The organism is Kribbella sp. CCNWLW201 (genome assembly GCF_037203805.1).
Lineage (GTDB): Bacteria > Actinomycetota > Actinomycetes > Propionibacteriales > Kribbellaceae > Kribbella.
In genome coordinates this window covers 351,359-365,243 of sequence record NZ_JBBCBQ010000007.1, presented here as the reverse complement: position 1 = coordinate 365,243, position 13,885 = coordinate 351,359, and the positions used below count along the sequence as shown (strand labels likewise).

General features: G+C 69.1%; 14 protein-coding genes. 5 read left to right on the top strand and 9 right to left on the bottom strand.

Annotated elements, in window-relative coordinates:
• Positions 1 to 18 precede the first annotated feature (18 nt).
• The 3 genes from V9K99_RS27915 to V9K99_RS27905 are packed head-to-tail and all read left to right on the top strand — an operon-like array spanning position 19 to position 4,134.
• Positions 19 to 1,581, top strand: a complete 1,563-nt coding sequence (locus V9K99_RS27915; RefSeq protein WP_337006760.1) for a hypothetical protein — start codon at positions 19 to 21, stop codon at positions 1,579 to 1,581.
• A complete protein-coding gene (locus tag V9K99_RS27910; protein WP_337336411.1) occupies positions 1,578 to 2,843 on the top strand; it encodes an ROK family transcriptional regulator in 1,266 nt (421 codons plus the stop codon). The genes V9K99_RS27915 and V9K99_RS27910 overlap by 4 nt, the downstream gene beginning before the upstream one ends.
• Before the next feature lie 10 nt (positions 2,844 to 2,853).
• Positions 2,854 to 4,134 (top strand): glycoside hydrolase family 125 protein, encoded by a 1,281-nt coding sequence (locus V9K99_RS27905; protein WP_337006756.1) that lies wholly within the window; start codon positions 2,854 to 2,856, stop codon positions 4,132 to 4,134.
• Here V9K99_RS27905 and V9K99_RS27900 read toward each other — a convergent pair.
• From V9K99_RS27900 to V9K99_RS27875, 6 genes are all read right to left on the bottom strand, one after another.
• Positions 4,127 to 4,972 (bottom strand): ABC transporter permease subunit, encoded by an 846-nt coding sequence (locus V9K99_RS27900; RefSeq protein ID WP_337006753.1) that lies wholly within the window; start codon positions 4,970 to 4,972, stop codon positions 4,127 to 4,129. The genes V9K99_RS27905 and V9K99_RS27900 overlap by 8 nt on opposite strands.
• On the bottom strand, positions 4,962 to 5,858 hold the full coding sequence (locus V9K99_RS27895) for an ABC transporter ATP-binding protein (RefSeq protein ID WP_337006751.1): 897 nt from the start codon (positions 5,856 to 5,858) through the stop codon (positions 4,962 to 4,964). Before V9K99_RS27895 ends, V9K99_RS27900 begins: the two co-directional genes overlap by 11 nt.
• A gap of 296 nt (positions 5,859 to 6,154) precedes the next feature.
• The gene (locus V9K99_RS27890) at positions 6,155 to 6,616 is read right to left on the bottom strand and encodes a hypothetical protein (RefSeq protein WP_337006749.1); all 462 of its coding nucleotides are present in this window, start codon (positions 6,614 to 6,616) and stop codon (positions 6,155 to 6,157) included.
• Between the two features lie 33 nt (positions 6,617 to 6,649).
• The gene (locus tag V9K99_RS27885) at positions 6,650 to 7,315 is read right to left on the bottom strand and encodes a response regulator transcription factor (protein ID WP_337006747.1); all 666 of its coding nucleotides are present in this window, start codon (positions 7,313 to 7,315) and stop codon (positions 6,650 to 6,652) included.
• A gap of 22 nt (positions 7,316 to 7,337) precedes the next feature.
• Complete coding sequence (locus tag V9K99_RS27880) at positions 7,338 to 7,985, bottom strand: response regulator transcription factor (RefSeq protein WP_337006745.1); 648 nt, start codon at positions 7,983 to 7,985, stop codon at positions 7,338 to 7,340.
• The gene (locus tag V9K99_RS27875) at positions 7,982 to 9,151 is read right to left on the bottom strand and encodes a sensor histidine kinase (RefSeq protein WP_337006744.1); all 1,170 of its coding nucleotides are present in this window, start codon (positions 9,149 to 9,151) and stop codon (positions 7,982 to 7,984) included. The genes V9K99_RS27880 and V9K99_RS27875 overlap by 4 nt, the downstream gene beginning before the upstream one ends.
• A gap of 151 nt (positions 9,152 to 9,302) precedes the next feature.
• Here V9K99_RS27875 and V9K99_RS27870 point away from each other — a divergent pair, with 151 nt between their 5' ends.
• A complete protein-coding gene (locus V9K99_RS27870; RefSeq protein ID WP_337006743.1) occupies positions 9,303 to 9,731 on the top strand; it encodes a DUF6069 family protein in 429 nt (142 codons plus the stop codon).
• Here the strand turns inward: V9K99_RS27870 and V9K99_RS27865 are convergent.
• Positions 9,728 to 10,426, bottom strand: coding sequence for a FadR/GntR family transcriptional regulator (locus V9K99_RS27865; RefSeq protein ID WP_337006741.1), 699 nt, complete (start codon positions 10,424 to 10,426; stop codon positions 9,728 to 9,730). The genes V9K99_RS27870 and V9K99_RS27865 overlap by 4 nt on opposite strands.
• 106 nt (positions 10,427 to 10,532) lie before the next feature.
• Here V9K99_RS27865 and V9K99_RS27860 point away from each other — a divergent pair, with 106 nt between their 5' ends.
• Positions 10,533 to 11,744, top strand: coding sequence for an alpha-hydroxy acid oxidase (locus V9K99_RS27860; RefSeq protein WP_337006738.1), 1,212 nt, complete (start codon positions 10,533 to 10,535; stop codon positions 11,742 to 11,744).
• Here the strand turns inward: V9K99_RS27860 and V9K99_RS27855 are convergent.
• Together V9K99_RS27855 and V9K99_RS27850 are read right to left on the bottom strand one after the other, a co-directional pair.
• A complete protein-coding gene (locus V9K99_RS27855) occupies positions 11,691 to 13,175 on the bottom strand; it encodes a sensor histidine kinase (protein WP_337006737.1) in 1,485 nt (494 codons plus the stop codon). The two genes, V9K99_RS27860 and V9K99_RS27855, sit on opposite strands and share 54 nt — an antisense overlap.
• Entirely contained in the window at positions 13,172 to 13,870 is a 699-nt protein-coding gene (locus V9K99_RS27850; RefSeq protein ID WP_337006736.1) for a response regulator transcription factor, read from the bottom strand. Before V9K99_RS27850 ends, V9K99_RS27855 begins: the two co-directional genes overlap by 4 nt.
• Positions 13,871 to 13,885: the final 15 nt, after the last annotated feature.

Below are 13,885 nucleotides of genomic sequence, written 5' to 3'. Positions count from 1 at the left end.
CGTCCGCGAGGGAGTCAGGTGAACGAACCGAGCGCGGTCTTCGTCCAGGTCGGCCCCTCGGACACCCAGACCACAGCCGTCCGCACCGGCGCTACTTGGTCGGCACCAGGCGTTGATGTCACCTGGGCGGACGGTGTCATCGACGTCAGTGCACAGACCGTCTCCCGCGTCGCCCTCCGCTGGGTTGAACCGCTGCCCGCCGAGGCGCTGATCCTCGGCGACGCCTGGGAACGTTCGTACGGCGACCTGCAGTGGCGGCACCAGCAACCCGAGCGACTGCTGCCGTGGTACTTCCTCACCCATGACCCCCGGACCGGCCGGTCCAGCGGCGCCGGCGTGGACGTCCAGCCGAACGCGTTCTGCTCCTGGACGGTCGACGCCGACGGTTTCACCCTCTGGCTCGATCTCCGCAACGGCGGCGGCCCGACCCAGCTGAACGGCCGGACCCTCACCGCCGCAACCGTCCGTCGGTTCGAGGACGCGGGCACCCCTTGGCTGACCCTGCATGCAGCGGTCGCCGCCATGAGTTCCCGGCTGCCGGCGCGACCTGAGCCCGCGCCGGTGGTCGGGGCGAACAACTGGTACTACGCGTACGGCGAGAACTTCGACGAGAAGGCAGTCCTCAACGACGCAACCACCATCGTCGAGCTCGCCGACGGTCACCCGGTCAAGCCCTTCAGCGTTGTCGACGACGGCTGGTACCCGGGCGGAATCGCGGTCGGCGGACCCTGGGACGCCGGCACTCCCGGAGTCTTCGACGACATGGCCGGCACCGCCGCTGCGATCAAGGCAATCGGTGCTCGCCCCGGTCTGTGGTTCCGCCCACTGCTGTCGCGCGAGCCCGGTCCGTGGGGCATCCCGGACCGTCGCGTTCGCACGCTCGATCCGTCGTACCCGGAAGTCCTCGATCTGGTCCGCGCGGATCTGCGGCGGTTCAAGGACTGGGGTTTCGAGCTGGTCAAGCACGACTTCAGCACGTTCGACGTCTTCGGACGGTTCGGGCCGGCGATGGGTTCGGAGCTCACCAACAGCGGTTGGCAGTTCCACGACGTCACACGTACGACGGCCGAGATCGTGCTGGCGTTCTATCGCGAGATCCGTTCGGCCGCGGACGACGTCGTACTGATCGGGTGCAACACGGTCGGCCACCTCGCGGCCGGGCTGGTCGACGTACAGCGGACCGGGGACGACACCTCGGGACGCGATTGGGAGCGGACCCGGAAGATGGGGGTGAACAGCCTCGCGTTCCGGTTGCCGCAGCACAACCGGTTCTTCACCGTCGACGCGGACTGTGTGCCGTGCACGCCGGAGACGCCATGGGAGCTGAACCAACGGTTCCTCGACCTCATCGCACGTTCGGGTACGGCGCTCTTCGTGTCGGTCGATCCGGCGGCGCGGACGGAGCAGTCGGACCGCGCGTTGAGCGAAGGTATACGGTTGGCGCTCAGTGGTGGAGACGCGTCCGGGATCGAGCCGGCCGACTGGCTGGTGAACACCGCGCCGACCTCGTGGCGATCCGGCGCCGAAACGATCCACTACGACTGGTCACGTGCGTGGGGCGCGGATCCGGTTTCATCGTGACGGCTGGGGGACTTGTGGCAGTACGCCGGGGGACCAATCTGGATCGTGTCGGCGGCTTCAATGATGCGGTGGTGCTGGACGCGATCCGTCGTACCGAAGAGAGGCTGAGCCGCGTCGAGCTCGCGGAAGCGACAGGCCTGTCGGGGCAGGCGATCTCGAACATCACGCGGCGGTTGCTCGACGCTGGACTGGTCCGTGAAGCCGGTCGGCAGCGGGGGAACGGCCTCGGCAAACCGCGCACCCTGCTCGAGCTCGAACCCACCGGGCAGTACTCGGTCGGTGTCCACCTCGACCCGGCCGTCGTCACCGTCGTGGTGCTCGATCTGACCGGCGAGGTCGTCGCCCGGCGCCGAGTCGAGACGCCGTACGGCGACAACCCCGACGTACTGATCTCGTCGATCGCGGTCTCGGTCGAGGAGGCGATCGAGGAGGCGAAGGCACCGCGGGATCGGGTGGTCGGTGTGGGGATCGCGGCGCCCGGTCCGATCGACGTCGAGCGTGGTGTCGTCGTTGATCCGCCCAATCTGGCGGCGTGGCATCTCGTGCCGTTGCGGCATGAGTTGCGTGCGCGGACCGGTCTGCCTGTCCTGCTGGACAAGGATGTGACGGCCGCGGCGTCGGCGGAGAAGTGGGCCGGTGGTCCGAACGGACGCGGCAGCTTCGTGTTCTTCTACCTCGGCACCGGGATCGGCGCGGGTCTGGTGATCGGCGACGAGGTCATCCGGGGCTCGTCCAGCAACGTCGGCGAGATCGGTCACGTGATCGTCGATCCCGACGGCCCGGTCTGCTACTGCGGACGGCGCGGCTGCGTCGGCGAGACGAGTCAGCCGCGATACCTGGTCCAGCAGGCGGTCCAGGCCGGAATACTTGCCCAGGGCATCGACCTGGACGACCGGCACGCGGTGGACGCGGCGTTCGCCGAGCTGTGTTCGCTGGCGTCCGGACCGGGGATCGCGCGCGAGATCGTGGTGGCGCTCGCCGAGCGGATCGCCAAGGTGGTCGAGGACATCGCGAACCTGCTGGATCTCGAGCGGGTGGTGTTCGGCGGCCCGCACTGGGAGCAGCTCGCCCCGTTCTTCGGCGACGCCGTCCAGGCCGCACTGGAGGAACGTTTCCTGGTCCGTTCGGTCCATCCGTTCGAGGTCGCCGGTACGGCGCTCGGCGCGGACGTCGGCGCGATCGGGGCAGCCAGCCTGGTACTCGACCAGACCTTCTCGCCGAACCCGTCGGTGCTCCTGCCAGAACTTGCTGTTGAAAGGTGATGTGTTGTCGATGATCGATGCCGAGGTGCTGGCTCGCGCCACCGAGGATGTCCGCCGGGCGACCGGGGACGAGGTGATCGCGGAGATGTTCCGGCGGTCGATGGCCGAGAACCTGCCGGCGGTGGCCGAGCGGTTGCCGGACGGGACCACGTTCGTGCTCACCGGTGACATCCCGGCGATGTGGTTGCGCGACTCCGCCGCTCAGCTCCGGCCGTACCTGCTGCTGTGTCCCGAGGATCCCGCGTTGCAGGACGTGCTGATCGGAGTGCTGCACCGGCAGTTGGAGTACGTCGTCCTCGACCCGTACGCGAACGCCTTCAACCGGGAAGCGAACGGCGCCGGGCACACGACCGACGAGACCGAGATGTCGCCGTGGGTGTGGGAGCGCAAGTACGAGATCGACTCGCTCTGCTACCCGATCGAGCTGGCCTACCGGCTTTGGCGGATCACCGGCCGTGCCGATGTGATCGACGAGCGGTTCAAGGCCGCGGCCGAGGCGATCATCGCGTTGTGGACGGTCGAGCAGGATCACGAGAACAGATCGCCGTACCGGTTCCAGCGGCATGACGACGTACCGACGGACACGCTGGTCCGGGAGGGACGCGGGCGGTTGACGCAGCCGACCGGGATGTCGTGGAGTGCGTTCCGGCCGAGTGATGATGCGACCGAGCTCGGGTTCAACGTGCCCGGCAACATGTTCGCGTCGGTGGTGCTCGGATACCTCGAGGTGATCGCCACCGAGGTCCTGCACGACTCGGGGCTGGCCACTCGGGCGAAGGAGTTGCGGGCCGATATCGACGACGGTATCGCCCAGCACGGCACGGTCGAGCACCCTGTCCACGGTCGCGTCTACGCCTACGAGGTCGACGGTATGGGCGGGACCTTGCTGATCGACGACGCCAACATGCCGAGCCTGTTGTCGATCCCGCTCACCGGATACGCCGCCGCGGACGACCCGACGTACCTTGCCACCCGCAAGCTCCTGCTCAGCCCGGAGAACCCCTACTACTACAGCGGTTCGCACGCTGCCGGCATCGGCAGCCCGCACACCCCGCCGAACTACGTGTGGCACATCGCCCTTGCTGTGCAGGGGATTTCCAGTACGTCGGCGGAGGAGCGCCAGCGGCTGCTGGAGCTCCTCCGGGACACCACCGGCGGCACCGGCCAGATGCACGAGGGGTTCGACGTCGACGACCCGACGCAGTTCACCCGTGAGTGGTTCTCCTGGGCCAACGCGATGTTCTGCGAGCTGGCCTTGGTACATGCAGGGGTCCACGCGGGGATCAGGTGACGTCCCGGCGGCGCGTCGTCCAGGCCGCCAGTACGGCGAAGATCGCGCAGTAGGCCAGCAAGGTCAGCAGGGCCCGCCCGCCGCCGACCGCATCCCGGACTCCGGGCGGCGCGTCGGCGGCCGCCATCCCGGTCACGCTGAAGACCAGCGAGCCCGCGTTCGTGCCCGGCAACGCGTCGGACAGGAACTCCAGATCTGGCAGCAGGCTGCTCACCACCCCGGCCAGTAACGTCTCGATGCCGAGGATCCAGACCACGCCGAGTCCGATCGGCAGCGCGACGTTGCGGAAGGCAACGGCCAGGACCGCGCCGGCCAGGCACCACATCATCAGCACCAGCCAGCCGCCGGCGAGACTCTCGAGGATGGCCGTCACTGCGGGCCAGTCCATCGAGCCGTTCTCCGCCGCCGCGATCCCGATGCTGCAGAGCGCGCAGGCGACGAAGATGCCGAGCACCCAGACCGCGATCATGGTCGCCAAGGCGAGGAACTGCGAGGCCAGGACGGAGACTCGTCCGGGGCGCTGGGTGAGGATCGTCTTGAGCGTGCCCCAGGTGTACTCGCCACCGACCACGATCGCGCCCAGCACCAGCGCGAGCGCGCCGGCGAAGATCGGGTAGCCGCCGATCGTGTTGTCCATGACGCGGGCCGGCAGCATCCCGTGCAGGATCGCACTGCGCGGTACGCCGTCGGTCTGCGGGTTCTCGTCACCGGTGGCGTAGCCGAGATACGGGAGCAGGTAGCCGAAGATCAGGCTGAGAACCAGCCCTGCGCCGAACAGCACCCAGACCGCCGAACGCTTGCGGAGCTTCAGCACCTCCGCGCGGTAGCTACCCAACATCGGCCTTCTCCTCGCTCGTGAGCTCGAAGAAGATGTCCTCCAGAGCTCGTTCGGTACTGCGCAGCTCGGACACCGCGATCCCGGCCTCGACCAGGACTCGATTGACCTCGGCCGCGCGGTCCGGATCCACCTGCACGCGCAGGGTGTCGTCGTACTGGTGCACCGTGCCGAAGCTGGTCAGCACCGACAGCGCCTGGTCGCGAGGTTCGGCGCGAACGACGAGTTCCCGCTCACTGCGCAACTCCTCGACGTTGTGCTCGGCAACCATCCGGCCGGAGTTGATGATCCCGACCCGGTCACAGATCTGCTGCACCTCGCCGAGCAGATGGCTGGACAGCAGCACCGTCCGCCCGCCGGAGCCGAGCTCGCGGATCAGCCGGCGCATGTCCCGCATCCCGGCCGGGTCGAGCCCGTTGGTCGGCTCGTCCAGGATCACCAGCTCGGGATCCTTCAGCAGCGCCGCGGCGACCCCGAGCCGTTGCTTCATCCCCAGGGAGTACGTCGAGAAGCGGTCCCGGGCCCGATCGGTCAGGTCGACCAGCTCCAGCACCTCGTCGATCTTCCGCCGCGGCACCTCGGCGTACTCGGCCAGCAGTCGCAGGTTGTCCAGGCCGGACAGGTACGGGTAGAACGCGGGCGACTCGATCATCGACCCGGTCCGCCCGAGTACGTCGGCCTGCCCGGGCGAACCGCCGAGCACGCGCACGTCACCGCTCGTCGGCGCGATCAGCCCGGTGAGGATCCGCAGCGTCGTCGTCTTCCCGGCACCGTTCGGCCCGAGGAACCCGTAGACCTCCCCGGGAAGAACAGTCAGATCGACACCGTCGACCGCGAGAGTGTCGCCGTACCGCTTCGTCAGCCCGGTCACCTCAACTAGTGCATCCATACCCCGAGCCTGCCGGTCACAGGCGCAGTCCCGCGTCGTCCCGTGGGAGTGACCGCCACTACCGCAGCCGGAGTACTTCTGCCCCACGCACGGTGGCTTCACTCGCGGGCACGGACGGCCTGCGATACCTCGAGTGTGGCGACTTGGTCGCGGGAACACGCTTGCCAACAGCAAGGTCGCCACAGTCGATGGCCCGCGCGCACGGTGGCTTCAGTGGTGCCCGCACGGTGGCTTCAGTGGCGGCGCACGGTGGCTTCAATGGTGTCCGCACGGTGGCTTCAGTGGCGGGGGTGCGGTCAGGTGCTCGGGTTGCTCGCCAGCCGCTTGGTGCTTCCTGCTGCCAGCGCCGCCGTCACGTGCTCCACAGCACTTCGCATCAGGTCGCCGTACGCGTCATCACCGAGAACACCGAGGCGCGCCCGGGCGATCCCCAGATGCTCCTCGGCCTTCGCGGCGTCACCCAGCCGTCGGTAGTCGTCGGCGAGGTTCAGGTGCAGCGACGGCAGCATCGCGCCCACCGTGAACGGAACGCCTTCGGCGGGCTCGGCCACTCCGGCCGCCTGGAGCGCCCGGAGATCCCAGGTCAGCTCGTCCGCAGTCTCCGCCTGGAGATCGGCCAGATAGTGCGCAACCGTGCAGCGAGCGAACTGATCGTCACCCGCTTCCTCCCACAGCTCGGTCAGCCGGGTGCGAGCGGTCTCAGGCGCGCCGGTGCGGCCGAGCTCGACCGCGGCGGTGATCTTGTCCAGGAGCGTCATACCCGGACTCTCCGGCTTCGACCTGGTTGAAGGTCAACCGAGCCAGCCTGGGCGGACCAGGCCGGTTTGGTAGGCGACGACGACGAGTTGGGCGCGGTCGCGGACGCCGAGTTTGATCATCGCGCGGCTCACGTGGGTCTTCGCGGTCGCCGGGCTGAGTACGAGCCGTTCGGCGATCTCGTCGTTCGACAGTCCTTCGCCGACCAGGGCGACGATCTCCTTCTCGCGGTCGGTGAGGACGTCGAGTTCCTTGCTGGCGTGCGGCTGCCGGCTCCGCGTCGCGAACTCGGCGACCAGCCGCCGGGTGACACCGGGGGAAAGGAGCGCATCGCCGCGCGCTACCACCCGCACCGCCTGGAGCAGCTCGACCGGCTCGGTGTCCTTGACCAGGAACCCGCTCGCCCCGACCCGCAGCGCCTCGAACACGTACTCGTCCAGGTCGAACGTCGTCAGGATCACCACGTGGACGTCGGCCAGCTCCGCGTCGGCGCCGATCTGCCGGGTCGCCTCCAGCCCATCGGTGCCGGGCATCCGGATGTCCATCAGCACCACATCGGGCTTCTCCGCCCGCGCCACCGTGACCGCCTCGGCGCCGTCCGACACCTCGCCGATCACCGTGATGTCGTCCTCGGCGTTCAGCAACGACCGGAATCCGGCCCGCACCAACGCCTGGTCATCCGCCAGCAGCACCCGAATCATGCTGCCCACGCTAGAGCATCCGTCAGGCCAAGCCCGCGTCGTGAGCGAGGAGCGCGATCTGGGTCCGGTTGCCGAGCTCGAGCTTGGTGAGGATGTGGGAGATGTGCGCCTTGACCGTGGCCACGCTCATGTACAGCTCGGAGCCGATCTGGGCGTTCGACTTGCCCTGAGCGACCGCGAGGACCACGTCGTACTCCCGTGGTGACAACCGTTTGAGTGCCTCCTGGGCGATCGTGTGCGCGTCGGCCTGGGTGGCGGCCCGGTCCATCAGCCGCCGGGTGATGCCGGGCGACAGAATCGGGTCGCCCGCCGCAACCCGCCGTACGGCGTCGACGATCTGCGCCGGTGGGGTGTCCTTCAGCAGGAACCCGCTCGCCCCGGCCCGCAGCGCGTGCAGCACATTCTCGTCGGTGTCGAACGTCGTCAGCACGACGACCTCAGGCGGATTGGTCCGCGCCCGGACCCGCCGGGTCGCCGCGATCCCGTCCACCCGCGGCATCCGTAGATCCATCAGTACGACGTCCGGGAAGTGCGCGTCCACCGCCGCCGGCACCTCGTCGCCGTCGGCCGCCTGGCCGACCACCGCGATCCCGTTCGCCCCGTCGAGCATCATCTCCAGACTCGCCCGAACCAACGCGTCGTCGTCCACTACCAATACGCGGATGGTCATGACGGCCACGGTAGCGAGGCCATGAGCCGGAAGCCGCCACCGGGCCGCGTGCCGTGATCCAGCGTTCCGCCGGCGAGCTGGACCCGCTCGGTCAGGCCGACCAGTCCGGTGCCGCTACCGGGGGTGAGCGAGGTGCCGTTCGATCCCGGGTTGGTCAGCTCGATCCGCAGTTCTTCACCCGGCCGCCCGGTCACGGTCAGTGTCACCGGATGCCCGGCCGCGTGCTTGCGTGCGTTGGTGAGTCCTTCCTGCACGACCCGGTACGCCGTTCGTCCGGTTGCCGGGGGCAACGTCGCGGCGTCGGCGACCCGGTCGTCGTACGCGATCGCCGTACCGGCCTCGCGGGACTCCTCGACCAGCGCCCGGAGATCCCGGAACGTCGGCTGCGGACGGCCCTCGTAGACGTCTTCATCCCGGAGGACGTTGATCACCTCGCGCAACTCGTCGAGCGCTTGGTGGACGCCGCCACGGATCACCCCGGCCGCCTGAGCGAGCTTCTCGGGTGACGAGTCAGGCCGATACTCGAGGGCCCCGGCGTACGTCGCCAGCAGGGACAACCGATGCGCGAGTACGTCGTGCATCTCGCGAGCCATCTTGGTGCGTTCGAGGGCCCGCGCCTCCGCGACCCGGCGACCCTGCTCGGCCTCGGCCCTCCGCGCGCGCTCCCGGAGTGAGTCGAGCACCTGCTGCCGCGCCTGGGTCCATTGGCCCCAGCCGAGGAGCGCGGCGTGGACGGCGACGTCGAGGACGGCGAACCAGCCGAACGGGAGGTTGCCGATCGGCCGCCAGAGTCCTTGGATCAGGTGGCCGGCGATGCCCGCGAGTGCGACGAGAACCGCGGTCCGGAGCGGACGGCGCTGCGACACGGTCAGGGTGCCGACGGTGGCCGGTGGCGTCGCGGCGGGGGAGAGGGCGGCAAGCCCGGCGAGGACGAGGGCACCGCCGACCGGGCGGCGGCCCAGGACGAGAATGAGGCCGGAAGCAACGATCCCGACGATGATGTCGAGGACCAGCCACGGCCGCTCGGCGGGGTTGCTGTGACGGCCGACGATCGTGGCAGCGGACAACCCACCGATCGCGAGGACCGCGATCAGGTCGGCCCATCTGGGCCGCAGTACCGACGCGCACATCACTGGGCGCCGGTCGTCGGCTCGGTCTTCCTGCATGCTGCCGACCCTAGGCCGCTCATCCGGTCCGCGACCACCGACCAAAGTCGGGTGTCTCGCCGACTTCGGACCGGGTCGGCCGAGCTTTCCGGCCGATGCCAGTAGATGGTCTGGTCGGCGACGTTGGGGGTCCAACCCTCAGGAGGAATTCATGTCAGTCCAACTCGATGTCCGTCCGACCCGCGTCGAGGGCCGCAGCCGGCTCGCGGTTGTCGGAATCACCGTGGTCGCCGCCCTCGCGCTGTGGGCTCTGCTGGCACCGGTCGCCGGTGTCGAACTCGAAGCCTTGCAGGGGACTCGACGGATCCACGTCGGCGTCGGCTCGATCCTCTTCGCCTCGGCCGCGATGGCCTTCGCTGGATGGGGTCTGCTTGCGGTCCTGGAACGCCGTACTCTCAACGCCCGCAAGGTCTGGACCATCCTCGCCGTGGCCGCCTGCGTCCTGTCACTCGGCAGCCCGCTCGTCGGCGGTGTCGGTCTCGGCGCCAAGCTCGGCCTCGCCTCGTTCCACCTCGTCGTCGGGGCTGCAGTCGTCCTCGGCCTCCGTCGTACCGCGTTGTCCGCGGCTGAACGCTGCTAAGGCAGGTTGAGTCGGGCAGCCTGGTAGAAGCCGCGGATGTGCGCGGTGACCAGGTCGGCGGCGTCGTCGGGTTCACCGGCCCGGATCGCCTGCAGGATTGCGCGGTGCTCAGCCCGAAGCCCGACCGTGGCCGCCTCCCAGTCCGGCAGATTGGGTACGGCGGCCAGCACGTACCCGTGGATCGCCGAACGCAACGAAGCCATCACCGCCGCGATCAGCACGTTCCCCGCCAGGCCGGACAACGCGACATGGAACTCGGCATCGAGCAGATGGAACTCCTCGGGTGACAACCCAGGAGCGTCCATCTGGTCGAGCAGGTCCTCCGCGAGCTTGAGGTCGCCGGTCTCCACCTGCCGCCCGGCGGCTTCCCGGGCGGCCCAGGACTCCAGCAGGATCCGGGTCTGGACGACGTCGCCCATCGGCAGGTGATTGGTTGCCAGGTGCAACCGCAGTACGGCGGTCAGCGGCGACACCGGCTCCGCGACGATCACCGCACCCGCCTCCGGCCCGGACCCGGTCGCCGTCCGGACGACTCCCATCGCCTCCAGCACCCGGACCGCCTCGCGTACCGACGGCCGGCTGATCCCCAATTGCTCGGCCAGCACCCGCTCCCCGGGCAGCCGCTCGCCGATCCGCAGTCGTCCGGCCGCCAGGTCGGCCTCGACCCGATGCAGGACCAGCTCGTAGTTCTTCACCCGCGGTTCCCCATGTGGACGACTCTACCTGTGTGGTCGGACCACAGGCTATGCTGTGGTCCGACCACACGACCCCGTCCGCCCTTGCCGGCCTTTCGGAGTACTGATGACCGATCGACAGCTACCCAAATGGTCCGAGCTCAAGCCGCTGCTGCGGCCGAAGCCGATCACGGTGAACGCGACCGACCGCCGGCTCGAGAAGGCGCTCACCATCTCCGACCTGCGGGCGATCGCCAAGCGCCGGACGCCGCGCTCGGTGTTCGACTACACCGACGGTGCGGCCGAGGCGGAGATCAGCCTGCGCCGGGCCCGGCAGCTGTTCGCCGAGATGGAATTGCAGCCGTCGATCCTGCGCAACGTCTCCGACATCGATCTCGGCACGTCGATCCTCGGCGGGCGCTCGGAGCTGCCGTTCGCGTTCGCGCCGACCGGGTTCACCCGGATGATGAACCACGAGGGCGAGAGCGCGGTCGTCAAGGTCGCCGAGCAGATCGGCATCCCGTACGCGCTGTCCACCATGGGTACGACGTCGATCGAGGACGTCGCCGCGGCCGCACCGGATGCGCGCAAGTGGTTCCAGCTCTACGTGTGGAAGGACCGCGACGCCGGTGAGGACCTGGTGAAGCGGTCGGCCGCGGCCGGGTATGAGGCTCTGATGCTGACGGTCGACGTACCGGTGGCAGGTGCGCGGTTGCGCGACGTACGGAACGGGTTCACCATCCCGCCGTCGTTGACCGCGAAGACCGTGCTGGACGCGTCGCTGCACCCGGCGTGGTGGGCCAACCTGCTGACCACGCGGCCGTTGACGTTCGCGTCGCTGTCCACCTGGGACGGCACGGTCGCGGAGCTGCTGGACAAGCTGTTCGACCCGACGATGACGATCGACGACCTCAACTGGCTGCGTTCGATCTGGTCCGGCCCGCTGATCGTCAAGGGCATCCAGACCGTCGAGGACGCGCGCCGGGTGGTCGACGCGGGCGCCGACGCGATCGTGCTCTCCAACCACGGTGGCCGCCAGCTCGACCGGGCACCCACCCCGCTGCGCATCCTCCCCGAGGTCCGCAAGGCAGTCGGCAGCGACGCCGAGATCTACCTCGACACCGGCATCATGTCCGGCGCCGACATCGTCGCCTCCATCGCATTGGGCGCCGACGCCTGCCTGGTCGGTCGCGCCTACCTCTACGGCCTGATGGCCGGCGGCCAACGCGGCGTCGCCCGAGCCGCCGAGATCCTCACCAAGGAAGTCCGCCGCACCATGGCCCTCCTAGGCGTCTCCCGAGTAGCCGACCTCAACCCCTCCCACGTCCGCCTGCCGTAAGCAGGGGAGCGTGAGGCGGAAGGTCGAGCCTCTGGCTAGGGCTGTGTGTAGTTCTACGTCGCCGTTGTGGGCTCGGGCGATGGAGCGGGCGATGGCCAGGCCGAGGCCGGTGTTGGCGCCGCCGGAGTGGTTGCGGGAGCGGTCGGCTCGGTAGAAGCGGTCGAAGGCACGTTCCGCCTGTTCGGGTGTCATGCCCGGGCCCTGGTCCGCGACTTCGAGTACGGCGCGGCCGTCCGTCGTACCGACGCCGATACGGACCGGTGTGCCGGGCGGGGTGTGGGCGGCGGCGTTGCCCACCAGGTTGGTGATGACCTGGCGCAGTCGGTTCTCGTCGCCGTGGACAGGCGCAGGGCCGGGTACGGCGTACCCGTCCGGGCCGGTGAGTGTGATCAGGCGGGAGGGGTCGAGGGCGCGTAGCTCGTGGCGGGCGTCGTTCGCGAGAGTGCGTAGGTCCATCGGTGCCTGGTCGAGCTGTCCTTCGGGTGCCTCGTCGAGCTGGGCGAGCAGCAGGAGGTCCTCGGTGAGGGCAGCGAGCCGGGTGGCCTCGCGGTCGATGCGGTGCATCGCCTCGTCGACGTCGGTCCGGTCGGGCAGCGCGCCCATTCGGTAGAGCTCGGTCGAGCCTTTGATGCCGACGAGAGGAGTGCGCAGCTCGTGGCTGACATCCGACAGGAACGTGCGCATCCGGGCCTCGGACGCGGCCCGGTCGGCGAAGGCCTGTTCGAGCTGGCCGAGCATGGTGTTGAGCGACGTCGCGAGATGGCCGATCTCCGTGCTGGGTGCGGCGAGCCCGGGTACTCGCCGGCTCAGGTCGCCGTCGGCGATCGCGGCCGCGGTGTGCTCGATCCGGCGCAGCGGTCGCAGACCCCGGCCGAGGGCCCACCAGCCGACCGCTGTCAGCAGGACGAGCAGTGCGGCGCCGCTGACCAGGCTGCTGGCCCGGAGCCGGGCGATCGTGGCATCGGCCTCGGTCAGTGGCGCGGCGGCGATCACCTTTCCGGCCCATCCGACGGTCGGCCGTGCCATGGCTCGCCACCGTCCCGAGCTGTCCGCCGCGAGCAGGTCGACGGCCGTCCCGTCAGTCTTGAGCGACCGCAGTTCGTCGGGCGATGGCAGGGTCGAGGGGTCCAATCGCGAGGAGTGAATAGACCCCACAATCGCGCCGTCCTTGTCCAGATAGACCAGGTACGGCGTACCGATCAGCTCCAGGGCCGGGTCGAGGAGCTGGGGCTGAGCAGGCGTGTTCCTGGACGGCCCGGTCGTCGAAACGCTCGAGATGATCTCGGTGAACGAGCGCAGTTGGCCGTCGAGCCGGTCGAGCTGATAGCGCTCCAGCTGGGTCGAGACGACCGCGCTGATCAGGCTCAGTCCGGCCAGCAGCAACGCGGTCGTGAGCAGCAACAGCCGGGCCCGCAGCGAGACGCGCCTCATCGCTTCGGCGCCCGCATCACGTAGCCCACACCGTGCACGGTCTGGATGAGCTTGGGCTCTTCGTCGTCGACCTTGCGCCGCAGGTAGGAGATGTAGGTGTCGACGATGCTCGTGTCTCCGTTGAAGTCATAGCGCCATACCCGGTCGAGGATCTGTGTTTTGGACACCACCCGCCCGGCGTTCTCCATCAGGTAATGCAGCAGCCGGAACTCAGTTGGGGAGACGCGCAGTGGTTGGCCCGCCCGCGTCACCTGGTGCCCCTCTGCGTCCAGCACGAGTGTCCCCACGGTCAGTACGTCGGTCTGGTGGCCGGCTGTACGACGGAGGATCGCGCGGATCCGGGCGATCAGCTCCTCCAGGTCGAACGGCTTGGTCACGTAGTCGTCGGCGCCGAGGGAGAGCCCGGTGATCTTGTCGGCCTGACGGTCCCGTGCGGTCAGGAACAGCACGGGCACCGGCCCGTTGTGGGTGTCCACGCGTTGCTCGCGCAGCCGCCGTACCACCTCGAAACCGTCCATGTCGGGCAGCATGACGTCGAGCAGCACCAGATCCGGCGGCTCCTCGGCAGCCGCGGCGACCGCTTCGGAAGCGGTCGCCGCGGAGGTCACCTCGAATCCGGCGAAACGCAGTGTCGCGGACAGCAACTCACGAACGGTCGCTTCGTCGTCGACCACGAGCAGCCGCGTCATCGCCATGCCCGCCAGGATACG